Annotated in this window: 23 protein-coding genes; 17 read left to right on the top strand and 6 right to left on the bottom strand. The window is 70.4% G+C overall.

The annotated features are described in order from the left end of the window. Positions 1-14: 14 nt before the first annotated feature. The 15 genes from VGJ14_03840 to VGJ14_03770 all read left to right on the top strand — a co-directional run bounded on the left by VGJ14_03840 (position 15) and on the right by VGJ14_03770 (position 14,414). The gene (locus VGJ14_03840; protein HEY2831531.1) at positions 15-1,163 is read left to right on the top strand and encodes a CoA transferase; all 1,149 of its coding nucleotides are present in this window, start codon (positions 15-17) and stop codon (positions 1,161-1,163) included. After that, positions 1,157-2,449: an amidohydrolase family protein gene (locus VGJ14_03835; GenBank protein ID HEY2831530.1), complete on the top strand. Its 1,293-nt coding sequence runs from the start codon at positions 1,157-1,159 to the stop codon at positions 2,447-2,449. The genes VGJ14_03840 and VGJ14_03835 overlap by 7 nt, the downstream gene beginning before the upstream one ends. Positions 2,450-2,591: 142 nt before the next feature. Further along, the gene (locus VGJ14_03830; protein HEY2831529.1) at positions 2,592-3,833 is read left to right on the top strand and encodes a hypothetical protein; all 1,242 of its coding nucleotides are present in this window, start codon (positions 2,592-2,594) and stop codon (positions 3,831-3,833) included. Continuing rightward, on the top strand, positions 3,830-4,168 hold the full coding sequence (locus VGJ14_03825) for a hypothetical protein (protein HEY2831528.1): 339 nt from the start codon (positions 3,830-3,832) through the stop codon (positions 4,166-4,168). The genes VGJ14_03830 and VGJ14_03825 overlap by 4 nt, the downstream gene beginning before the upstream one ends. Then, positions 4,165-4,587 (top strand): hypothetical protein, encoded by a 423-nt coding sequence (locus VGJ14_03820; GenBank protein HEY2831527.1) that lies wholly within the window; start codon positions 4,165-4,167, stop codon positions 4,585-4,587. Before VGJ14_03825 ends, VGJ14_03820 begins: the two co-directional genes overlap by 4 nt. Continuing rightward, complete coding sequence (locus VGJ14_03815; GenBank protein HEY2831526.1) at positions 4,584-6,509, top strand: ABC transporter permease; 1,926 nt, start codon at positions 4,584-4,586, stop codon at positions 6,507-6,509. Before VGJ14_03820 ends, VGJ14_03815 begins: the two co-directional genes overlap by 4 nt. Further along, complete coding sequence (locus tag VGJ14_03810) at positions 6,506-7,201, top strand: ABC transporter ATP-binding protein (GenBank protein ID HEY2831525.1); 696 nt, start codon at positions 6,506-6,508, stop codon at positions 7,199-7,201. Before VGJ14_03815 ends, VGJ14_03810 begins: the two co-directional genes overlap by 4 nt. 22 nt (positions 7,202-7,223) lie before the next feature. Further along, positions 7,224-8,750, top strand: coding sequence for an ABC transporter substrate-binding protein (locus VGJ14_03805; protein ID HEY2831524.1), 1,527 nt, complete (start codon positions 7,224-7,226; stop codon positions 8,748-8,750). 23 nt (positions 8,751-8,773) lie between these two features. Then, entirely contained in the window at positions 8,774-9,553 is a 780-nt protein-coding gene (locus VGJ14_03800) for an enoyl-CoA hydratase-related protein (protein HEY2831523.1), read from the top strand. After that, positions 9,553-10,176 carry an FMN-binding negative transcriptional regulator gene (locus tag VGJ14_03795; protein HEY2831522.1) on the top strand — a complete coding sequence of 208 codons (624 nt, stop codon included), beginning with the start codon at positions 9,553-9,555 and terminating at the stop codon, positions 10,174-10,176. Before VGJ14_03800 ends, VGJ14_03795 begins: the two co-directional genes overlap by 1 nt. Before the next feature lie 85 nt (positions 10,177-10,261). Further along, on the top strand, positions 10,262-10,795 hold the full coding sequence (locus VGJ14_03790; protein ID HEY2831521.1) for a MarR family transcriptional regulator: 534 nt from the start codon (positions 10,262-10,264) through the stop codon (positions 10,793-10,795). Further along, positions 10,792-11,604, top strand: coding sequence for an ABC transporter ATP-binding protein (locus VGJ14_03785; protein ID HEY2831520.1), 813 nt, complete (start codon positions 10,792-10,794; stop codon positions 11,602-11,604). Before VGJ14_03790 ends, VGJ14_03785 begins: the two co-directional genes overlap by 4 nt. Positions 11,605-11,620: 16 nt before the next feature. Further along, a complete protein-coding gene (locus tag VGJ14_03780; GenBank protein HEY2831519.1) occupies positions 11,621-12,847 on the top strand; it encodes an FAD-dependent oxidoreductase in 1,227 nt (408 codons plus the stop codon). A gap of 9 nt (positions 12,848-12,856) precedes the next feature. Next, positions 12,857-14,080 (top strand): FAD-dependent oxidoreductase, encoded by a 1,224-nt coding sequence (locus VGJ14_03775; protein HEY2831518.1) that lies wholly within the window; start codon positions 12,857-12,859, stop codon positions 14,078-14,080. A 91-nt stretch (positions 14,081-14,171) separates the two neighbouring features. Further along, positions 14,172-14,414 (top strand): hypothetical protein, encoded by a 243-nt coding sequence (locus VGJ14_03770; GenBank protein HEY2831517.1) that lies wholly within the window; start codon positions 14,172-14,174, stop codon positions 14,412-14,414. A gap of 32 nt (positions 14,415-14,446) precedes the next feature. Here VGJ14_03770 and VGJ14_03765 read toward each other — a convergent pair whose 3' ends face one another. Both VGJ14_03765 and VGJ14_03760 read right to left on the bottom strand, forming a co-directional pair. After that, entirely contained in the window at positions 14,447-15,019 is a 573-nt protein-coding gene (locus VGJ14_03765; GenBank protein HEY2831516.1) for a DUF2231 domain-containing protein, read from the bottom strand. Between the two features lie 102 nt (positions 15,020-15,121). Next, on the bottom strand, positions 15,122-15,586 hold the full coding sequence (locus VGJ14_03760) for a hypothetical protein (GenBank protein HEY2831515.1): 465 nt from the start codon (positions 15,584-15,586) through the stop codon (positions 15,122-15,124). 419 nt (positions 15,587-16,005) lie between these two features. Between VGJ14_03760 and VGJ14_03755 the strand changes: the two genes are divergently transcribed. Continuing rightward, on the top strand, positions 16,006-17,238 hold the full coding sequence (locus VGJ14_03755) for an ABC transporter permease (GenBank protein HEY2831514.1): 1,233 nt from the start codon (positions 16,006-16,008) through the stop codon (positions 17,236-17,238). 3 nt (positions 17,239-17,241) lie between these two features. Here the strand turns inward: VGJ14_03755 and VGJ14_03750 are convergent, their stop codons facing one another. Next, positions 17,242-17,937 (bottom strand): class F sortase, encoded by a 696-nt coding sequence (locus tag VGJ14_03750; GenBank protein HEY2831513.1) that lies wholly within the window; start codon positions 17,935-17,937, stop codon positions 17,242-17,244. A 111-nt stretch (positions 17,938-18,048) separates the two neighbouring features. After that, positions 18,049-19,203 carry an acyl-CoA dehydrogenase family protein gene (locus VGJ14_03745; protein HEY2831512.1) on the bottom strand — a complete coding sequence of 385 codons (1,155 nt, stop codon included), beginning with the start codon at positions 19,201-19,203 and terminating at the stop codon, positions 18,049-18,051. A 133-nt stretch (positions 19,204-19,336) separates the two neighbouring features. On the opposite strand from VGJ14_03745, the gene VGJ14_03740 reads away from it, so the two are divergent. Next, the gene (locus VGJ14_03740; GenBank protein ID HEY2831511.1) at positions 19,337-19,708 is read left to right on the top strand and encodes an ATP-binding protein; all 372 of its coding nucleotides are present in this window, start codon (positions 19,337-19,339) and stop codon (positions 19,706-19,708) included. A gap of 11 nt (positions 19,709-19,719) precedes the next feature. On the opposite strand, the gene VGJ14_03735 is transcribed toward VGJ14_03740, so the two are convergent. Continuing rightward, complete coding sequence (locus tag VGJ14_03735; GenBank protein HEY2831510.1) at positions 19,720-20,382, bottom strand: class F sortase; 663 nt, start codon at positions 20,380-20,382, stop codon at positions 19,720-19,722. A 102-nt stretch (positions 20,383-20,484) separates the two neighbouring features. Further along, the coding region (locus tag VGJ14_03730; protein ID HEY2831509.1) for a DUF222 domain-containing protein at positions 20,485-22,009 on the bottom strand (1,525 nt) is incomplete at its 5' end.

Here is a 22,009-nt window from a genome sequence, read left to right as displayed (position 1 = left end):
TGTATGGTCGCGCGGTGCCGGCCGGACAGCGCATCACCGATTGGCTGGCCGGCGGAATCGCACACCTGACGGGGCGTCAGGGTGGCCCGGCACTGATCCCCCCCGGCGACGCCGCGAGCCGGGCGCGCCAACTCGGCGAGTACCTCGGCGTGGACGGCGCGGGGCTGCTGGCCGAGCGGGCCGCATTCACCGGCCATCGACGCAACGGCGCCATCTCGCTCGGCGGCAGTTGCCGACTGCTGCCCACCGCCCACGGCTGGGCGGCCGTGTCCTGCACCCGGCCCGACGACCCGGCCCTGCTCGGCGCACTCATCGGCCGAGAGGTGGTCGGCGACCCGTGGCCGGCAGTCGGCGCCTGGCTGCGCGAACGCCCCGCCGCCGACCTCGCCGAGCGCGCCGCGCTCCTCGGCGTCGCCGCCACTGCCGTAGCGTCCGAAGAAGTGCGGGTGCCCGGACACTCTTCTTCGGACGCAACGACAGATTGGGCGGCAGCGCGGTCGGTGCCGGGGCTGCTGGTGGTCGACTTCAGCGCGCTGTGGGCGGGGCCGCTGTGCGCGCACCTGCTCGGCCTGGCCGGGGCGCAGGTCATCAAGGTCGAGACGCCGGACCGCCCGGACGGCGCTCGCTACGGCAACGCGGAGTTCTACCGCCTGCTGCACGCCGGGCACCGCTCGGTGGTCGCCGATCCGGCAGATCCCGACGGTCAACGCCTGCTGCACGCCCTGGTCGAACGAGCCGACATCGTGATCGAGGCATCCCGCCCGCGAGCACTGGCCGCGTGGGGCCTAGGACCCGAATCCACGCACGCCACCTGGGTGTCCATCACGGCGGCCGGCCGCCACAGCAACCGCATCGGCTTCGGCGACGACGTCGCCGCCGGCGCGGGCCTGGTCGCCACCGACGCGCACGGGCCGGTGTTCGTCGGCGATGCCATCGCGGATCCGCTGGCCGGCCTCACCGCGGCCGCCCGCGCGGTCAGCGCGGCACCGGGCAGCCTGGTCGAGGTGTCCATGCACGACGTGATCGCGAGCACGCTGATCGACGCCGAGCCGACAGTAATCGCCACCGGCGACCTCGCCGCGCCACGCGCACGCACCCCGCGCGGCGACGCACCGACCTCCGGCGCGGACACCGAGACCGTCCGCAAGGAAATCGGATGCTGATCCGCAACGCCACGCTGGACGGCCGCGTCGTCGACCTGCGACTGGCGCAGGGCCGCGTCACCGAGATCGGCAGCGACCTGCGCGGCGAAGAAGTCCTCGACGCCGTGGGCGCCACCGTGCTGCCCGGCCTGGTCGACCACCACCTGCACCTGCACGCCCTCGCCGCAGCACTGACCTCGGTCTGTCTGGCCGGCCTCGACCACACCGCCGCCCGCACGGCGCTTGGCGCAGCGACCCCCGACGCGCACGGCTGGATCCGCGCCACCGGCAGCGCCGACGACCTCGACGCCGCCACCCTCGACACCCTGCACGCCCAGCGCCCGGTCCGCGTCCAGCACCGCAGCGGCGCGCTGTGGAGCGTGAACACCCTCGGCGCGCACCTCCTCGGCCTGGCCACCGCCGACCACCCCGGCATCGAACGCGACCCGGTCGGTGCCCCCACCGGCCGGCTCTGGCGCGCGGATCCCTGGCTGCGCAGCCGATTACCCGCCACCCCGCCGGACCTCACCCCGGTCGGTGCCCTGCTGGCGAGCCACGGCATCACCGCCGTCACCGACGCCACCCCAGATCTGGACACCCTCGACGCCGGCGCACTCCCCCAGCACGTCACCGCGTTGGGCATCGGCCCGGGGAGCCACCCCCCGCCGGGCGTCAGCGTCGGGCCCTACAAGCTCGTGCTCGCCGACGGCGCCCTGCCCGACCTCGACGAGCTCGCCAACCGCATCGACGCCGCGCACGACACCGACCGGGCCGTGGCCGTGCACTGCGTGACCCGCGAGGCCCTCGCGCTGCTGCTCGCCGCCCTCGACACCGTCGGCACCCGCCCCGGCGACCGCCTCGAGCACGCCGCCATCGTGCCCGCCGAAGCCATCCCCCTGCTGGTCAAGCACCGCCTCCGGGTGGTCACCCAACCCGGTTTCCTCGCCGACCGCGGCCACGACTACCGCCGCGACGTGCCCGCGGCCGACCAGCAAGACCTCTACCGCTGCGCCTCGTTGCACGCCGCGGGCATCCCGGTTGCGTTGTCCAGCGACGCCCCAAACGGCCCGCTGGACCCGTGGGCGGTGATCGACGCCGCGGTCACCCGACGCACCCCGGACGGCGAGGCGCTGGGTCCCGCCGAATGCCTGGACCACGCCACCGCGCTGGCCGGCTACCTGGCGCCGCCCGAGGATCCCGGCGGTCCACCGCGCCGGATCACCGTGGGCTGTCCCGCCGACCTGGTCCTGCGCAGCCCCGGCGAACACACGGTGGCCACCTTCATCGCAGGCCGACGCGTGGCCTGAACCGGTTTCCGGCCACGGACGGCCGCCAGATCGCTCCTTCCGCTGCCGATTACCCACCCCTGAACGGGAATCACGCCTCCGCGACGCGGAAAATCAGGCATCGATTTCCTTGACACAGGGGGTGTTTCGGAGGCTGAATGGCATGGTGACCTCAGTCCCGGGGCGACGCAATCGACTGGCAAGCCCGGTCGGGTTGCTGGCGTCCGCGGGTGCCGTGGTCCTGAGCGTGGTTGGGTCGCCGCCCGCCCGGGCCGACTCCACCTACAGCGGCCTGGCCGACGCCCGGCTGATCGCGGTCAACTTCACCGCCGAGCCCGCGGTGGTGTTCGGCCAACTCATCGACGGCGGCGCGTCTGTGGTGCAGGCCGAGCTGACCTCGCTGGGCACCTCCACCGCGTTCGCCTCCGACCCGTACCCCAGCCAGTCCGCGGTGCTCGCGCCCGGCCTGATCGCGGGCCTGTCCAACGGCCAGACCTCGCAGGTCATCCCGAACTATCCGCTGATCGCGTCGAGCAGCAACCCGACCCAGCCCGAGCAGCGCGTGGAGGCCGGTCCGGTGGTTCTGGAGGCCGACTCCGCGGAAACGTCCAGCCGCGGCCACACCGCCAACGGCGCGAACACCGGCCTGGCCGACGTGCACTACGAACCCTCGTCCGGGCAACTCGTCGCCCGCGCCGAGGGCATCGCCACCGACATCGCCATCTCCGACCAGCTGGTCATCAACGGCGTGCGCAGCGTGGCCACCGCCACCCGCGCCCCGTCCGGGCAGCTGCAGCTCACCGCGGACTTCTCCGTGGCAGCGCTGACCATCGCCGGCCAGCGCGTGCCGCTCGGGGAGAAGTTGTCCGGCCCGGACGGCGCACTCACCGCGACCTCGGCCGCCGGTGCCGCGATGCTCAAGGCGCTGGAGGCTTCCGGCACCACCATCAGCTACCTGCCGGAGATCCGCACCGCCGACGGCATCACCAGTGCCGGGCTGCGCATCCGCAGCGTGCAGCATCCCCCGTCCCAGTTGGCTTCGGGCGTGGAACAGGTCATCGCCGAGGTGACGATCGGTCAGACCGCAGCCAGCGTGGAGAACCGTGCCCTGCCGCTCCTAACGGGCAACCCGGCGATCACGTCGCCGGCCGGGATCGACACCAGCGTGCCGTCGCCGACCGGCGTGGCGCCGAGCGCCGTCCTCGGCGTGCCGGTTGTGCCGACCGGGCCCGCTGCGCCGGGCGCACCCGCGGCGAAACCCCCCACTGTCACCTTCGCGCCGGTGGCTTCCCCCAACGCGTTGGTGACCCGGCTGGACCTCAGCCACTTCTACCTGGTGCTGCCCATCGCCGGCCTGGCGATGGTGCTGTGGATCCGCATGGTTCGAAGGCTGGGGGCACGATGAACCTGCTGCGCTGGGTCCGGGTGCAGTGGGACCGCGTCGCCGCCGGCACCTGCGCGCTCGCCGGTGCGATCGCGCTGATCCTCGGCTGGCACGGGGTGTCCAAGGAGGCCCTCACCGCACAGCAGTTGCCGTACCTGGTCTCCGGCGGCATCGGCGGGCTGTTCCTGCTCGGCCTGGGCGGCATTCTCTGGCTGTCCGCGGATCTGCGCGACGAGTGGCGCAAGCTCGACGACCTCGACGACGACCAGACCGTCATCGAGCGCCCGGCCGCCAAGCCCGCGGTACATCACGTGGACGTACTGCCGACGGAGCGGGCGGAAGCGAGAACCGGGTGAGCTCGACCCGGACCCTCTGGTCGCACGCCCAGATTCGGTTCGTGGTTCTCGCCGCCGGCCTCGGCGGCGTGCTGATCGCCGTGTCCTGGCTCGGTGCGGCCAACGCCACCGACGTGCACACTCAACTCGGCTGGGCGGTCCTGGCAGTCGCCGCCATGCTGCTGCCGGTGGGCGGCGGCGCGGCCCTGGTGCTGTGGGCGCACCGGATCATCGCGCTGCGACGACACCGGGTGCTGCGCGCCCGGCGGCCCGTCACCACCCGGGTCGCCCCGAGCATCGTGGACACCGCCTGGTACGCCGTGCGCAACACCGTGCGAGCGCACCGGCGCGGCTGCGAACTGTTATCCGGTAAGGACATCGAACGACTGCCCGGCACTCCGCAGAGCGCCGGCCGCGTCCCGTGCGAGTGGTGCGCATGACCGACCTGCTGCCCTTCGTCGTCATCGGCCTGGTCGCCGGCTCCCTCTACGGGCTGGCCGCGGCCGGCCTGGTACTGACCTACAAGACCTCGGGCATCTTCAACTTCGCGCACGGCGCGGTGGGTGCCGCAACCGCCTACATCTTCTACGACCTGCGCGACCGGCAGGGCCTGCCCGCCTGGGTGGCCGTGCTACTCGCCGTCGGCGTCGCGGCCCCACTGGGCGGCTTGGTACTGGCGCTGATCGCGTCCCGGCTGGCCGATGCCGGCACCGCGCGACGGGTGGTCGCCACCATCGGCGTGGTGCTGGCCATCCAGGGCGGATTGCAGGTGCGGTACGGCATCGCGCCGTTCCCGTTGGACACACCGCTGCCCACCAAGACGTTCACCATCGCCGACGTTCGGATCGGCTACGACCAAGCCATCACCTTCGCCATCGCGGTCATCGCGGTGCTCGCGCTCGGCCTGCTGTTCCGGGTCAGCACTCTGGGCCTGCACATGCGCTCGGTGGTGGACAACAGCGACCTGCTCGACCTTGCGGGCACCGCACCGGCGGGCGTGCAGGTGAAGTCGTGGGCGATCGGGTCGGCGTTCGCGGGCCTGTCCGGGCTGCTGATCGCACCGGCCATCGGGCTGGACGCGTTGCTGCTCACCCTGGTGGTGGTGCAGGCGTTCGGCGCCGCCGCGGTGGGCCGATTCACCCACCTGGGCCGAACCTTCATCGGCGGTCTGGCCATCGGCGTGGCCGCGGCGCTGCTGCACGCACCGAAGGTGACCCGCAACGTCGGGTTCCTCAAGGATCTCCCGAACCTGGACACCAGCCTCCCGTTCCTGGTGCTGTTCTGCGTGCTGGTGTTCACCCGCAGCGGCTCGTTTATCGAACGCTCCGCGCGCCGCGACGTGCGCGAGCCGATCCGCCTGCCCCGCCCGGTCAACGGCGCCCTGCTGCTCGCCGCCACCGCGGGCGCCATCGCCATCCCACACGTGTTCAACACCCGGGTCCCCGTCTACACGCTCGGCGCAGTGTTCATCGTCATCTACGCCTCGCTGTACCTGCTGGTGGAACTGTCCAACCAGGTGACGCTGTGTCAGGTCGCATTCGTCGCGATCGGCGCGACGACCTTCAGCCACGTCACGCACGGCTGGGGTCTGCCGTGGGGCTTCGGGGTGCTGGCCGCAGCCGCGGTGGCCATTCCGATCGGTGCGTTCGTGGCCATCCCGGCGATCCGGCTGTCCGGGCTGTTCCTGGCGCTGGCCACGCTCGGCTTCGGCATCCTGGTCGAGCAGTTGCTCTACAACCGCGATGTCATGTTCGGCCGCTACGGGCAGCGCGAGGGCGGCCGCCCGCACCTGCTCAATCTGAACACCGACACCGGGTATTTCTATCTCTGCCTGGTTTTCGGGGTCGCCGCGATCGGCCTGGTGGTGCTGATCCGCCGCTCCCGGCTGGGCCGCCTGCTCAACGCCCTGGCCGACTCCCCCGTTGCGCTGGCCACCCACGGTGCGTCGGTGAACATCACCCGGGTCGGCGTGTTTTGCATCTCCGCGGCCCTGGCCGGGGTGGGCGGCGCGCTGTTCGTCGGCGTCACCGGTTCGGTGTCCAGCTCCGGGACCAGCGCCGCCGCGCTGGTGTCGTTCAACAGCCTGCTGTGGCTGGCTGTGCTGTCCTTCGTCGGACGCAGCCCGGTGCTCGCCCCGGTGCTCGCCGCATTCGTGCTCGTGGTCATGCCCAGCTACTTCACCGATCCGGACACCGTGCAGTGGCAGACCATCGCGTTCGGCGTGCTCGCGGTGTTCGCCTCCACCTTCGGTCCATCGGTGTCCCGGTGGCTGGCCGCAGACGCCCCGCGGCACGCCGACCGGATCCGCCGCAGCCCGGTCCGCGAGCGCACCCGGAACGAACTGGCGGGGGTGCGCGCATGAGTCTGGTGCTGCGCAACATCAAGGCCGGCTACGGCGGCACCCCGGTGCTGCGCGGCGTCGACCTCACCGTGCCCGCCGGCCGGGTGGTGGCGCTGCTCGGCCCGAACGGGGCCGGCAAGAGCACGCTGCTGCGCGCCTGCTCCGGGATGCTGCACCCGACCGCGGGCACCATCACGCTGGCCGGCAAGGACGTCACCCACGCCCGGCCACACCAGCTCGCCGGCCGGGGCCTGTGCCACATCCCGGAGAACCGCGCGGTGTTCCCCGGTCTGACCGTGCGGGACAACCTGCGGGTGATGGTCGGCGGCAAACTACGCCCGGACACCGTCGAGCTGGCCCGGGAAGCATTTCCCGTACTGGGCAAGCGATTGGACCAGCTCGCCGGGACCATGAGCGGCGGCGAGCAGCAGATGCTCGCGCTCACCCGCGCCTACCTCACCGGACCCCGCTACGTCCTGCTCGACGAGGTGTCGATGGGTCTGGCGCCCATCGTGGTCGAGACGATCTATGACTTCCTGCGCCGACTCGCCGCGCGCGGGACCGCTCTACTGCTCGTCGAGCAGTACGTGACCAAGGCGCTCGCGTTCGCCGACATGGTCTACCTGCTGACCAAGGGTGTCGTGGACTTCGCCGGTGAACCCGGCGAGCTCGACGCGGACGCCCTCGCCGCCCGCTATCTCGGCGCCGCCTGAGCCGCACCACGAAGGAGTACCGATGCGCCGCCCCCTCGCCCGCCCCGTCGCCCTCACCGCCGGCCTCACCGCCGTCCTGATGCTGTCCGCCTGCGCCGGGCAGTACACCGACGACGAGGTGCGCGCCGCCAACGGCATCAGCACCGCCGCCCAGCACCCGGTATCGAACGGCACTCTCATCGACACCGGCGCGGACGACAGCGCCCCGACCGCGGCGCAGCCGACCGGCAACGCGCCGGTCGCGGATCCGGCCGCGCCGGCCGCGCCGGCCGCGACAACTGCCGCACAGGTGCCCGCCGCCGGCAAACCGGTGGCCGCGAAGCCCGGCAAACCGGTGGCCGCGAAACCCGCCGGCTCCTCGGCGAACGTCGCGGCAAGCACTCCCGGCCAGACCGGCCCGATCGTGATCGGCTCGGTCGGTAACTACAGCGGCCCGGCGGGCGCCGCCCAGGCCGGCATCCCGCGCGGCGTGCAGACCTGGGCCGCCGCGACCAATGCCACCGGTGGCCTGTTCGGCCGCAAGGTCCAGGTGATCGTGGTCGACGACGGTGGCGACCCGGCCCGCTACGCCTCCGCGGTGCGGGACCTGGTGGAGAACCGTGGCGCGATCGCCTTCGTCGGCAACGGCGCCTCGCTGTCCATGAAGGGCGGCATCTCCTACCTGAACGGCAAGGGCGTACCGGTGATCGGCACCGACTGTTCGGTGCCGCAGTGGTTCGACAACCCCGGCTTCTTCCCACAGTGCCCCGGCTTCGAGACCCAGGTGGTCAACGTGATCCGCGCCGGGGTCGAGGTCAGCGGGAAGAAGAACTTCGGCTACCTCACCTGCCGTGAGGCCAATGCGTGCACCAGCCAGCTGCCGTTGCTCAGCGCGGACAACGTGAGATCGGTCGGCGCCAACCTGGTCTATTCGGCGACGATTTCGCTGACCCAGGTGGATTTCACCGCCGAGTGCCGCAACGCGCAGGAGGCCAAGGTCGACCTGTTCTACGTCGCCGCCGACCCGAACACCCTCGCCCGGGTGGCCCGGTCCTGCTCCCGGCAGGGCTACAACCCGCAGTACACGCAGCTGTCCATCACCACCACCCAGGACACCCCGGGCGTGCCCGGCCTGGACAACCTGATCGTGGCCAACACCGCGTTCCCGTTCCAGGGCGCGACCAGCCCGGCGATCGACGAGTACACCAGGGACTTCGCCGCCTACGTGGGCGGCAAGCCCGGCCCCGCCGAGGGCCTGGGCTGGGCCGCAGCCAAGCTGTTCCAGAAGATCGCCACGAACGCCGCACTGGCCGATCACCAACTCACCTCGGCCACGCTCATGAAGGCCGCGCACAAGGTCAGTGGCGAGACCCTCGGCGGCCTGACCACCGCGCTGGACTTCACCAAGGGCAAGGCCAACCCCGCCAACTGCTACTTCGTCGTGCAGATCAAGGGCGGCGCCTGGACCGCCCCGAAAGGTCCCGCCGCGCAATGCGTCAAGACAGCCGGTTCATCCGCTCCCGCTGTCGGCATGACGCACAGTCAGCAGGACGTGGCCATCAGGCCCTGAGCGAGCATCCCTACGATGCCCCGATGGACTCTGTGCGCTACGAGGTCACCGACAGCCACATTGCGACCATCACCTACGACCGACCGCAGCGCCGCAACGCCATTGATGGCGCCATGCGCCGTGACATCAACGAGGCGTTCGACACATTCCGCTATGACGAGGACGCCTGGGTCGGCATCGTCACCGGAACCGACCCGGCGTTCTGCGCCGGCGCCGACCTGCGCTCGGAGACCGGTGATCCAACCGGTGACTTCAAGGGCTCGTTCTGGGAAAAGCCCACCGTCAACTCACTGGAGAGCGGCTGGGAGATCTTCAAGCCGCTGATCGCCGCGGTGAACGGTCCGTGCATCGGCTACGGGCTGACCCTGGTCACCTGGTGCGACTTCGTCATCGCCTCGGAGAAGGCGACGTTCGCCTATCCCGAGGTGACCGTCGGCATCCCAACCATCGTCGGCGCGCTGCGGCTGCCGGGGCGCATCGGCTGGCAGCACGCCATGGAGTTGCTGCTCACCGGCGACCGCATCGACGCCACCCGGGCCAAGGAGATCGGCCTGGCCGGCTGGGTGGTGCCACACGAGGACCTGCTAGCGACGGCGCAAGACCTTGCCACGCGGTTGTGCCGGGCAGCGCCGTTGGCTGCCCGGGCCACCAAGGAGATGGCCGTGCGCGGCGCGGACCTGCCCATGGTGGACGCCATCCGCTTCGGCGAGACCATGCGCAAGGTCGCGCGTGCCACCGAGGACGCGGCGGAGGGGGTAGCCGCGTTCGCCGAACGCCGCGACCCGGTCTGGCGTGGCCGCTGATGTACGTACCCGCCCACTTCGCCGTCGATGCCGCCGTCGAGCAGGACCTGTTGCGCAACACCGGCCTGACCGATCTCATCACCGCCACGCCGGACGGGCTGGTGGCCACCCAACTCCCGTTCCTTTACGACGCGAGCATCGGCGAGCACGGCACTCTGCTCGGCCATGTGGCCCGCAGCAACGAGCACTGGCAGCACGAGATCCTCGGCGAGGCGTTGGTCATCGTGCGCGGACCGGATGCCTACATCTCCCCCGGTTGGTATGCGTCCAAGGCCGAACACGGCCGGGTGGTGCCCACCTGGAACTACGTGACGGCGCACGTGTACGGCCGGCTGGTGGTGCATGACGACGTGGTGTGGCTGGGCGACCTGGTGAACCGGTTGACCGCGCAACACGAGGCCGGGATGGCGCGTCCCTGGACGGTGGACGAGGCGCCCGCCGCGTTCATCGCCGGTCAGTTGCGCGCGATCGTCGGCGTGGAGCTGGTGATCAGCCGGGTGCAGGCCAAGGCCAAGCTGAGTCAGAACCGGCCGACGGCGGATGTGGACGGTGTGATCGCCGGGCTGACCGAACGCGGCGACGTCGTCAATGCCGAGGCGGTGCGCGCTGCCCGGATCCGCTGAGTGTTAACCGTGAACTCAGCTGCCTGACTTCAATGTTTAAGTCACCCGGTTTAGAATGACTTCGGTCTTGAAGTGAGGTTGGGGCATGGAGGACAGAGCGGAGCCTCGGTTGCTCGATCCGGACGAGCAACAAACCTGGCTGACGTTCGGGTATCTGCTGATGCAGCTGCCCGGCGCGCTGGACGTGCGCATGCAGCGGGTCTCCGGCTTCAGTCTGTTCGAGTACCAGATCCTGGTCGGACTCTCGCTGGCACCCGAGCACAGCGCGCGGCTGAGCAAGCTGGCCGACTTCACCGCCAGCAGCCTGTCGCGGTTGTCCAACGCGGTGACCCGGCTGGAGGACCGCGGCTGGATGCGGCGCGCGACGGATCCCACCGATGGCCGGTACACGCTGGGCATCCTGACCGATGAGGGCGCCGAGCAGCTCCGGGCGGCCATGCCGGGACACCTGGACGAGGTACGCCGCTTGGTGTTCGAGCCGTTGAGCCACACCCAACAGCAGCAGTTGCGCCGCATCGCATCGGGGATTCTGGCCGCCGTCGAACCGGACAAGCCGTCGATCAACGAGCGCGTGCAGGCGCTGGGGCGCACACCATTTCTCGAGGAGCAAACGCAATGAGCAATCGGGGGACCCAACCTGCGCCGGGCCGGAGGGCGCCGCGGCCGACGGTTGCGCTGCACAGCATCCGCAAGACCTACGGCATGGGCGACATGGCGGTGCACGCCATCGCCCACGTCGACATGACCGTGATGCCCGGCGAGTACGTGGCGATCATGGGCGCCTCGGGCTCCGGCAAGTCGACGATGATGAACATCATCGGCTGCCTGGACGCCCCCACGGCCGGCCGATATCTGCTCGACGGGGTGGACGTGCGCCGGCTGGACGACGCCCAGCTCTCGGTGATCCGCAACCGCAAGATCGGCTTCATCTTCCAGAGCTACAACATGATTGCGCGCACCACGGCGATGAGTAACGTGGAACTGCCGCTGATCTACGCGCGGGTGTCCGCGAAGGAACGCAAGGAGCGCGCGATGGCGGCGCTGGAGAAGGTCGGCCTCGCGGATCGGCGCCATCACATGCCCTCGGAGCTGTCCGGTGGCCAGCAACAACGCGTCGCGGTGGCCCGGGCCATCGTCACCGAGCCGGTGCTGCTGCTGGCCGACGAACCCACCGGTGCGTTGGACTCCAAGTCCACCGAGGATGTGTTGGACCTCTTCGATGAACTGGCCGGCCAGGGCCGCACCATCATGGTGATCACCCACGAGAACGAAGTCGGCTCGCGGGCGGCCCGCATGGTGGTCATGCGCGACGGCCGCATCATCTCCGACGCGCCGAACCTGCCCCGGGGGGTCGCCGGTGGCGGCCTGCACGGGGTCGAAGCCGCACAACGACAGATACGGGCGGCCCACACCGACCCCACCATCTGACAGCTACCGTTGCACCATGTCCGACCCCCGAACCTTCGTCATCGTCGGCGCGTCCCTCGCCGGTGCCAAGGCTGCCGAGGCACTGCGCAATGCCGGCTTCGAGGGCCAGGTCGTGCTCATCGGAGAAGAGACCCATCGGCCCTACGAACGGCTGCCGCTGTCGAAGAATTACCTGTTGGACACCGCTGGGCGGGACAAGATCTACATCCACGCCGAGGACTGGTACGACAAGCACAACATCGACCTGCGCCTGGGCACCACCGTTACCGCCATCCACCGGGACGCGCACGAGGTGGAGCTGTCCGATGGCTCTCGGCAGCACTACGACAAGCTGCTGCTCGCCACCGGAGCCGTGGTACGCCGGCTGCCGAACACCGACCAGGACGGCGTGTTCTACCTCCGTCGGCTCGAGGATTTCCACCGACTCGATGAGGTGTTCTCCCGCCACGGCCGGGTGGTCTCGATCGGCGGCGGTTGGCTCGGCCTGGAGGCCACCGCCGTGGCCCGGCAGCGCGGCTGCCCGGTCACGATGATCGAACCGGGACCCCGGCCGCTCAGCCGGAGGTTCGAGCCGGAGATCGGGGACCTGTTCGCCGACCTGCACCGCTCCCACGGTGTCGACGTCCGCCTCGGTGTCGGCCTCGACGAGGTCCGACCGGGACCGATCGTGGTTACCAAGGCCGGCGATGAGATCGCCGCGGACGCGGTGATCGTCGGCGTCGGCATCATCCCCGCCACCGAGCTCGCCGAGGCGGCCGGCCTGGAGGTGGTCAACGGCATCCGGGTCACCGCCGAGCTGCAGACCACCCGGGACCCCGACATCTACGCCGCCGGTGCCTGCATGAACGCTGACCATCCGCTGTACGGGCGACCGTTGCGCAACGAGTACTGGGCGAACGCGTTGAACGGCGGGGCGGCCGCGGCGCGCTCCATGCTCGGCCAGGGTGAGCCCTATGACCGCGTGCCGTACTTCTACTCCGAGCAGTACGACCTGCGCGTGGAGTTCTCCGGGTGGTTCGAACCCGGCAAGGCCGACGTGGTGTACCGCGGCGAACTCGCCAGCCGGGAGTTCATCGCATTCTGGCTGGACACCGAGAGCCGCGTACTGGCCGGCATGAATGCCAACGTCGGGGACGTGACCGACCCGATCCAGAAGATGGTGCGTTCGCGTCGAGGAATCGACCGCACGCGGTTGGCCGATCCCACGGTGCCATTGGAGGACCTGATTCCGACCGGCGACTAACGTGGAGCCATGTCCGATCAGCGAACCTTCGTCATTGTCGGCGCGTCCCTGGCGGGCGCCAAGGCTGCTGAAGCTCTGCGCGAGGCGGGCTTCTCCGGTCAGGTCATCCTCTACGGCGAGGAGACCCACCGCCCCTACGAACGGCCACCGCTGTCCAAGGGCTACCTGCAGGGCGCCGAGGCACAGGACAAGATCTACGTCCACGCCGAGGACTGGTACGACACGCACAACGTCGAGTTGCGGCTCGGGGTCCCCGTCGTCGCGCTACACCCGGACACCCATGAGGTGGGGCTGCTGGACGGCACCCGGCAGCGCTACGACAAGGTGCTGCTGGCCACGGGCTCGCGGGTCAATCGCATCCCGAACACCAACCTCGACGGCGTGTTCTATCTGCGCAGTCTCGCCGACGCCGACCGCCTGCGCGGGGCGCTCTCCGGCGGCGGTCGCGTGGTGGTTGTCGGAGCCGGCTGGATCGGGCTGGAGGGCGCGGCCGCGGCCCGACACTACGGCTGCGAGGTCACGCTGATAGAACCCGAAGCGGCGCCGCTGAATCGGGTGTTGGGCCCGGAGATCGGCGGCATGTTCGCCGACCTGCATCGCGACCACGGGGTCGATGTCCGGCTCGGCGTCGGTCTGGCCGAGGTCCGACCCGGACCGGTGGTGGTGACCACCGCCGGCGACGAGCTCGCCGCGGATGCGGTGCTGATCGGTATCGGCATCAGTCCGGTGACCGAACTCGCTCAGTTCGCCGAGCTGGAGGTGGACAACGGCATCCGGGTGACCGAGCTACTGCAGAGCACCCGCAACCCGGACATCTACGCCGCGGGCGACTGCATGAACGCCGACCACCCGCTGTACGGCCGGCCGATCCGCGTCGAGCACTGGGCCAATGCGTTGAACGCCGGCCCCGCCGCCGCCCGCTCCATGCTGGGCCAGGGCGAACCCTACGACCGGGTGCCGTACTTCTTCTCCGACCAGTACGACGTCGGCCTGGAGTTCTCCGGCTGGTTCTCCCCCGATGACGTCGCCGAGATCGTGTACCGCGGTGATCCCGGCAAGCGGGAGTTCGTCGCCTTCTGGCTGGACGCGGACGGTCGCGTGCTGGCCGGCATGAACGTCAACGTCTGGGACGTCACCGACCCGATCCAGCAGATGGTGCGTTCGCGCCGGCCCATCGACCGGGAGCGACTGGCCGATACGAACGTGCCGTTGGAAGATCTCATCCCGAACTGACGCGCCATCAGGGTGGCCCTGTAACCACGATCCCTATTGATTCACGTGTGCGAACTCCACAGCACATCCCGCTCGACTTCAGGAGACCACCGTGAACAGTTCGGTCCTGCGTTGCCTTGTTCGCCCGCTCACTGGGCTGGCCCTGGTCGCCGCGATGGTGGGTGTGCCCGCTGCCGCCGCCTCCGCCGCACACACCGAGAACTACTACTGCGACTGGGATTCCGGCTACGGCTGCGAGAGTTACGGGTACTCCGGCTACCCCACCGATCACGGCCGGGACTACGGCCACTCCTACGACGGTTACTACCACCACGGCCGACACCACCGGTACTGACGGCCTGTCAGCCGGGGATGACGAGGTGTTGGTCAGCTCGTCAGCAGGTTGGCGCTCGCCCGCAGCGCCGTCGGCCGCGCCGTGGACAGGTGCCCGCCGAGGAAGCCACCGGCGATCGCGGTCACCCCACCGCCGAGCGCCAGGGCGACGCCGAGTCGGTGCCGACCGCGCCGCCGCGCGACCAAAGACGCCCCGTAGAGGGCGGCCGCGCCGGTATTGACCACCGCATGCACCACCCCGACCCGTCGTTCCCGATTGTCCGCGAACAACCAGTCCGAGAGGCCCGCGGCCACCGTCGGAGCGGTGGCCAGTAAGCCGAAGCCGAGCAGCCGTTGGGCCGCGGCGTCGGTGTTGCGCCCGGGCAGAACGTCCAGCAGGGACGCGCTCATCCACGCGCCCAGCGGGAGGTCGGTGAGCAGTGGGTGCAGCGAGTGGCCGAGCCAGCGACCGCCCAACAGGTCCCGCGCCCTCCCTTCCTCCAGACCCGCGGGCAGCACCCGTTCCAGGCCGTGCACCAGCGGATCGAGGGCCGAGGTCTGCTCCAAGCGCGTCGCGGCGCGGTACAGCGGACTGGGCGGGCTCTTCGTCCCGAGAATCGTCGCCATGCGCCCCGATTACCCGGCGAGGTCCGCGCCATGCGGGGCCGGCCGCCGTGCAGCGTGTCCGGCAGCAGGGCCCCGCGTCAACCATCGACCCGGGGGCGTCGCTCAAACGTCGGCAGCGAGCGGGGCGACGGCCGGCACGGCCTCGACGACCGGCGCCGGGGCACCGGTGTCGGTGAGAATGTGCTTGGCCGCCCGGCCGGCCATCCGGTGCCGCAGCACGCTACCGCCGCCCTGCACGCGAACCGCCAAGCGGGCCGCGAAGCGCGGTCCGCCGCTTTCCCGGAGCCGCCGTGCCTCGCGCAGGAACACCTCGGCCGCGGTGCGGGGATCGCGACGCGCCGGCGCCGGGCCCCAGAAGGCGTTCTGGCCGAGCACCCCGAGCCGGTCGTCGTCCGCGCGGTCATTGCGCAGGTTCGACGCCACAATCGCGGCCTGGAACAGCGCCAGGCGTTCGGTGTCGTTGGCCTTCAGTTCCTCGCAGGCCTGCAGCAGCCCTTGAATCACCTTGGGATCGGGGGCCGCCGCGGAGGTGTCCTGAGGAAGAAGGTCGGACGCGCTGGCGGGCATCGCTGCGGTACCTCTCTTTCGTCGAGCAGTGGACCGAGACGCCGTCTCGAGGTTGGTATTGGATTGGTGCCCAGCCATGACCGGGGTATGCGCCCGGTCATGCCCGAAGACATCCGGTGCTCCGGAGGCCGGTCGGCACCGGGCCGTACCCGGTTGCCGCCTGGCGGCATCGTCGCCGCAGGACCGTTTCCCGGTATTTTCCACCACCGCGCCGATGCGCCTGCACCCGGGCACCTGTTACAGCGCCGCGAGGCCCCGCACTGACCTTGACCGGAAGAGTACGGACCCGTACACCACCCCCCGGGGGCGTCAGTTAAGGTCGCATTTGTGAACAACCAGCCCGCCGGCCAGGCCGCATGAGACTGACCGAAAGCGTCCGGTTCGCCCTCGGGGGCATCCTGGCGAACAAAATGCGATCAATGCTCACCATGCTCGGCATCCTCATCGGTGTCGCGTCGGTGATCACCCTGGTGGCCGTCGGCACCGGCTCCTCGCGCGATGTGCAGGCGTCGATCAGTCGACTGGGCTCCAACACCCTGTTCGTGCTGCCGCTGCCCGAAGGGAACGGCGGTTCCGGGCGCGGCATCGGCGCCCAGATTCGCCGCCTGCTCGGCATCAAATCCCCGCCGGTGAACGGCACCCAGACCCGCGCCGCGGAACTGACCTTCGAGGACGCGGACGCATTGAAGGATCCGGTCAACGCGCCGCACGTGGCCTCGGTGGCGCCGGCCGTGGTGATCCAGCAGGTGCAGGCCACCCACGGCACGTCCTCGCACAGCGTGAACATCCTGATCGGCAGCTCCCCGAACTTCATCGAGGTGGAGAACTCCCCGCTGATGTGCGGGACGCCGTTCACCCAGGACGACTACGACAGCCACAAGCACTACGCCCTGCTCGGGACGTCAGTGGCACAGGACCTGACCGACGGCGACGTGTGCGGGCTCAATGGGCAGCAGATCCGGCTCAACGGCCAGTCGTTCACGGTGACCGGGATCATCCAGAGCAAGGGGTACAGCGGCCAGCAGGACCTCGACGACCGGGTGATCGCGGTCGGCAGCGCCGTGCAGGACGCGCTGTACGGCTATAACCCGCCGGGCGCCGGGCCGATCAGTGGCATCGCGGTCGAGTCCACCTCGGGTGCGGACACCAAGGCCGCGCAGGCCGAGGTCACCGCCATCATGCTGGCCCGCCACCACGTGAGCCTGCTGCACGCCGACTTCATCGTGTTCAACTCCTCCCAGGTGCTCGACGTGTCCGGCTCGGCGAACCACACGTTGACCATCCTGCTGGCGGCCGTCGCCGGCATCTCGCTGCTCGTCGGCGGCATCGGCGTCATGAACATCATGTTGGTCTCGGTCACCGAGCGAACCCGCGAGATCGGTATCCGCAAGGCCATCGGTGCCGGTCGGCTGGACATCATCGGCCAGTTCCTCGGCGAGGCGGTGATTTTGAGTCTGGTCGGTGGTGTGCTCGGCGTGTTCGCGGGCATCGGGGCGGCCCGGTTCAAGATCGCCGGGGTGCAACCTTCGATCGCGCCGTACTCGATCTACCTGTCACTGGCGGTGTCGCTGTTCACCGGCCTGTTCTTCGGCCTGTACCCGGCCAGCCGGGCCGCGGACCTGCGGCCGATCGAGGCGCTGCGCTACGAGTAGCCGTCAGGGCACCGGCGTGGCGAACCACAGGGTGCGTTTGGTCCACACCCCGGCGCCGAGCCGCTTGCCCGAGCAGACCGCGAGCGCGAAGTGCGGGTCGCCCGTCGTTGCGTAGTAACGCTTGCCCTTGTCCGAGGCCGGGACCTCGATGCGGTCGGTGACCCGGTAGCACTGCCGACCGGTCTTCCCGTACACCAGGATGCGATCGCCAGGGTGCAGCTCGGCGAGCAGTCGGTTGCCCAGGGCACTGCCGTCCGGCCAGGTGTGCGCGTTGAACAGGGCGTTGCCCTGGCGGGCGCCCGGCCGGATACCGCTGTCCAGGTCGAAGGCCATCTCAGCCTTGCCGGCTGTGGTCAGCGGCGGGACCCCCGGGTGCCGCGCGGCGTCTCGGTGCAGGGCCACCACCGCAACCCCCTCGGCAATGCCGGGAATGGTGACCTGCTTGGGCACGAATGGCTGGCTCGCGTTGCTGCAGCGTGCCGGGGTCGGTTTCTCCGGGCTCGGGAACAGCGGGATCTGCGGGATCGGCGGGATCGGGATCGGGATCGGCCCGATCGACCCGCTGGGTGGCGGTGGGTCGTCCGCCCGGGCCACCGGGACCGCCACGGCCAGGCCCAGCCCGAAGGTCGCCGCGCCGACCAGCGCGGTCACCCCGCGACGGCTCAGCACCCCGGCCGTCCGGCGCACATGTTGGCCCACCCCGCGATTGTCTCCACGACCGCCCCCCAGCGCCGCGTTTTTCCCGTTCTGTGGTGATGTTCCCACGCGGCCCGCCGCGAGCCCGGCAACCCGGCGGCGGCGTGCCGCAGCTCAGTACGAGCGCGGCAGGGCGAGGTCGTGCTGGGCCACGAAGTTGAGGATCATCTCCCGGCTGACCGGGGCGATGCGCAGCAGCCGGGCCAGGCCCCAGTACGGCAGCAAGCCGTACTCGGTGGACAACCCGTTGCCGCCGTGCGTCTGGATCGCCGCATCCACCGCGGCCAGGGCGGCCTCGGCAGCGGCGTACTTGGCCATGTTGGATTCCGAGCCGGCCGGCAGGCCCTGGTCGTGCAACCAGGCCGCCTTGTAGGTCATCAGGGCGGCCAGTTCGGTCTCGATATACGCCTTGGCCAACGGGTGGGCGACCGCCTGGTGGGTCGCGATCGGCAGGTCCCAAACCACCCGGGTCTGGGCGTAATCGGATGCCTGACGCAGCACGTGCCGGGCCACGCCGACACACAGCGCCGCGCCGGTGATCCGCTCCGGGTTCAGCCCGTGGAAGACCTGCTGGAACCCGCGACCGACGTCCCCGACCACGGCCCCGGCAGGGACCCGCACGTCGTCGAAGAACAAGGTGAACTGCTTCTCCGGCAGCTTCGCCGACACCGGCAGCGGCGTCATGGTCAGGCCGGGTGCGTCGGTGGGCACCAGGAAGAGGGTGAGCTCCCCGCGGCCGGTCCGCTCGTCGCGACCGGTCGCGGTCACCACCAGGATCGCCTCGGCGCCGTCGACCCCGGAGATGTAGTACTTGGTGCCGTTGATCAGCCAGTCGTCGGCGTCCCGGTGTGCGGTTGTGGACAGTCGATGGGTGTTCGAGCCCGCGTCGGGCTCGGTGATGGCGAAGACGACCTTGCTGCGCCCGCTCGCGATGCGCGGCAGCCAGTACGCGCGCTGCTCCGCGGAGCCGAACTCGGCGATCACCTCCCCGGAGATGGCCACGGCCACCAGCAGGAGCAACAACGGACAGCCGGCGGCCGCGGACTCCTCGAGCACCATGGCCAGTTCCACCATGCCCGCGCCGCCGCCGCCGTACTCCTCCGGCAGGTTGACGCCGAGGAAGCCGGCATCACCGATGGCCGCCCAGTGCTCGTCGCACGGTTGGCCCGCCTCGGCGTTGGCCACGTAGTACTGCGACCCGAACTTGGCGGTGATGGTGCGCACTGCCTCGCGCAGCGCGCGGTGCTCGTCGGTTTCCTGGAACTCCATGGTTCGCGATCCCTCCGACGCCTGGTCCGGGCGGCCCGAGCTCGCATGCTAGCTGTCCGCGCGGGGCAGAGCAGAGAGAGGGAGAACCAGCACGACCCGAGGAGAACCACCGGTGCAGCCCGTGAAATGCAGCATGCCGCAGCGGCGGAGGGTGCTGCCCAGTGATGCGACCTCGGCTTGGGCCGCGCGTCGATTCTTGGAAGAAGCGTCGTGTCCCGAGCACATGGCCACGGTGCTGGAGGACGCCCAGCTGTTGGTGTCCGAGCTCGTCGGCAACGCCGTGCGGCACGGGCTGCCACCCATCGAGGTCGCGGTGGAGTGCGTCGGGGAAAAGTGCCTCGAGGTACGGGTGCGGGACACCAGTTTCGCGACGCCCGCGGTGCGCCGGGCCGGGGTGGAGGCCGAGGACGGCCGCGGGCTTCAGTTGATCGACCTGCTGAGCAGCGAGTGGGGCACCAAGACCGACTCCTTCGGCAAGACCGTCTGGTTCCACCTCGACGTCTGAGGCAGGGCAGGTCAGCTGATCGGCGAGGCGTACCAGATGGTGCGCATGGTCCAGTGCCCCGGACCCAACCGCCGGCCGGAACAGACCACGAGCGCGATCTGCGGTTGACCGGTGAGGGCGAAATACCGCTTCGCCGGGTCGGTGGCCGGGACCTCGACGCGGTCGGTCACCCGGTAGCAGAGCCGGCCGGAGCTGCCCTGCAGCACGATCTGGTCACCGGTGTGCAGTTGGTCGAGCAGCCGGTTACCCAGCGCACTGCCGTCCGGCCAGGTGTGCGCGTTCAACAGCGCGTTGCCCTGCGCTCCGCCCGGCCGAATGCCGCTGCCCAGGTCGAACGCCATCTCGGTCTTGCCCAGGCTGGTGAGCGGCGGGACACCGGGAACGTTGTAGGCGTCGCGATGCAGGGGGAGAACGGGGACGTGCTGGTCGATGCCCGGCAGCGCGACCTCGGAGGGAACGAACGGACCGTGAGCGGTGGTGCAGGCCGCAGGCGGCGCGGGTTGGGGCGCGGTGAGAATCGGGGCAACCGGCAGCGGCGGGATGGGCAACGCGTTGTCCACCGCCTCAGCGGTTGCGCCGTATCCGGTGTGCGCGATGCCGATGCCCACGTCGCCGGCCGCCAGCAGCGCGAGTGCCGCGCCGGCCACCCACGCAAAGGTCTCCCGACGGCTCACCGCCCCGCCCCCCGACGCCACTTGTCCCCTTCTGGGGTGATTTTTCCACGACTTCCCGGCGGACACGCCGAGGATCGTGCGTCGGCGCGTCCGCTCGGGGACTCACAGGGGCTCGGTCGGTGGTTCTGTGCCGTCGGGGTTGGGTGGTCGGGTGCGGTAGATCCGCCGGGTGGGGGTGGTGAAGGTGAGTTCACCGTGCTCGCCCTGGGTGATCGTCCAGCCGGGTATTTGTTTGATCTGGTGGTGGCGTCGACAGAAGCAGGCCAGGTTGCCGCGGATGGTGGGCCCGCCCTGGTGGTGGGGGATGGTGTGGTCGACATCGCAGCGTGCCGCGGGCATCCGGCAGCCGGGCCAGCGGCAGTGCTGGTCGCGTAGTTTGATGAACCGATCCAGGGGGTCACCGGGTTTGTAGCGGTCGGGGTGGGCGTCGAGTCGGTGGCCGGTGTCGGGGTCGGTGAGCAGCCGCTGCCATTCGGGGTCGGTGAGGATCAGTTCGGCGACCTCGGTGGGTAGTGGGCCGTGGCCGGGGATGCGCAGGCGGGTGTCCTCACCGGTGGCGCGCTCGCCGGGTTTGAGGACCCGGGTGTCCTCACCGGTGGCGCGCTCGCCGGGTTTGAGGACCCGGGTGAGCTTGGTGATCCGCGGTCGGTAGCCGGTGGGGGTGGCATCGAGCAGCGCGCCGGTGTCCGGGTGCACGAGCAGCCGCCGGCACTGTGCGGCCTGCTCGGCGAGCTCGCGGGCGACCGCGGCGGGGATCGGGCCGTGGCCGGGGATGTGCCCGTCATCGTCGCTGATGGCGAGCAGGGTGCCCACCGGCACGATCACCTGGACTTGGTAGGTGACCCGGGGGGTGGCGTCGGGGCGGTTGACGATCAGGTCGATCAGGGCATCTGCGCGCCGGGCGCCGATGCTGCGCTCATCGCCGGGGAGTTTGAGGGTCCGGGCATGGTCATCGATGACCTGCCAAACCCGCGCGGCATCCTCGGCGGGGATCAGCGCGTTGACCGCGTTGAGCCCGTCATCGGCCTCGAAAGTGACAATTTCACGTTCCCGACGCGCCTGTTCGCGCCTGCGCGCGACGGCCTCGGGGTCCACGCGCCGCACCGCGGCGCGCACCCGGCGGCGAAAGTTGTGCCGGGTGCCCGCGGTGTTCGCCAGCACCTCGGCCTCCACCCGCGCGCACTCCGGGGCATCGAGGTTCGCCGTTTCCACGACCAGCACGATCGCCTTGGACAGCGACAGGTGCCCGGCCCGCAACCTGGCCAACGTCAACGGCAACCGCTCATAAAGGGTGCGCGCGTCATTGATGCGGGCATCCGCGCTGCGGCAGGCCACCTGCAGCATCAACGCGATGTCGGCGCACGCCGACCACTCCGCGTGCTCGGCGTCCAGAAACGGATCGGGTTCGGCGGTGGCCAGGTTGACCTGCACGGCCATCACCCGACGTGATTCCCCGGCCAGCATCCAACTGGCCCGCTCGAGCAGCCCGAGGTAGGTCAACCCATCGGACTGCGCCTGCTCGACCGCGCTGCCCTGTGCCCGGGTGGGGAACGGTGCCAGGAGCACCGCGGTGATGTCCTCGGCCAACGCCTTGGCGTCGACCGGGAAGGTCGGGGGAACGAACATG

It is taken from the genome of Sporichthyaceae bacterium (assembly GCA_036493475.1).
Lineage (GTDB): Bacteria > Actinomycetota > Actinomycetes > Sporichthyales > Sporichthyaceae > DASQPJ01.
Note: the sequence above shows the minus strand (reverse complement) of the source record. Positions and strands in the feature narration are given on the sequence as shown.

Coding starts and splice junctions, on each gene's coding strand:
- VGJ14_03780 (HEY2831519.1), top strand. CDS start 11,621: ATGTCCGACCCCCGAACCTTCGTCATCGTCGGCGCGTCCCTCGCCGGT.
- VGJ14_03765 (HEY2831516.1), bottom strand. CDS start 15,019: ATGGCGACGATTCTCGGGACGAAGAGCCCGCCCAGTCCGCTGTACCGC.
- VGJ14_03795 (HEY2831522.1), top strand. CDS start 9,553: ATGTACGTACCCGCCCACTTCGCCGTCGATGCCGCCGTCGAGCAGGAC.
- VGJ14_03760 (HEY2831515.1), bottom strand. CDS start 15,586: ATGCCCGCCAGCGCGTCCGACCTTCTTCCTCAGGACACCTCCGCGGCG.
- VGJ14_03790 (HEY2831521.1), top strand. CDS start 10,262: ATGGAGGACAGAGCGGAGCCTCGGTTGCTCGATCCGGACGAGCAACAA.
- VGJ14_03830 (HEY2831529.1), top strand. CDS start 2,592: ATGGTGACCTCAGTCCCGGGGCGACGCAATCGACTGGCAAGCCCGGTC.
- VGJ14_03740 (HEY2831511.1), top strand. CDS start 19,337: ATGCCGCAGCGGCGGAGGGTGCTGCCCAGTGATGCGACCTCGGCTTGG.
- VGJ14_03745 (HEY2831512.1), bottom strand. CDS start 19,203: ATGGAGTTCCAGGAAACCGACGAGCACCGCGCGCTGCGCGAGGCAGTG.
- VGJ14_03810 (HEY2831525.1), top strand. CDS start 6,506: ATGAGTCTGGTGCTGCGCAACATCAAGGCCGGCTACGGCGGCACCCCG.
- VGJ14_03800 (HEY2831523.1), top strand. CDS start 8,774: ATGGACTCTGTGCGCTACGAGGTCACCGACAGCCACATTGCGACCATC.
- VGJ14_03835 (HEY2831530.1), top strand. CDS start 1,157: ATGCTGATCCGCAACGCCACGCTGGACGGCCGCGTCGTCGACCTGCGA.
- VGJ14_03755 (HEY2831514.1), top strand. CDS start 16,006: ATGCTCACCATGCTCGGCATCCTCATCGGTGTCGCGTCGGTGATCACC.
- VGJ14_03805 (HEY2831524.1), top strand. CDS start 7,224: ATGCGCCGCCCCCTCGCCCGCCCCGTCGCCCTCACCGCCGGCCTCACC.
- VGJ14_03785 (HEY2831520.1), top strand. CDS start 10,792: ATGAGCAATCGGGGGACCCAACCTGCGCCGGGCCGGAGGGCGCCGCGG.
- VGJ14_03775 (HEY2831518.1), top strand. CDS start 12,857: ATGTCCGATCAGCGAACCTTCGTCATTGTCGGCGCGTCCCTGGCGGGC.
- VGJ14_03815 (HEY2831526.1), top strand. CDS start 4,584: ATGACCGACCTGCTGCCCTTCGTCGTCATCGGCCTGGTCGCCGGCTCC.
- VGJ14_03825 (HEY2831528.1), top strand. CDS start 3,830: ATGAACCTGCTGCGCTGGGTCCGGGTGCAGTGGGACCGCGTCGCCGCC.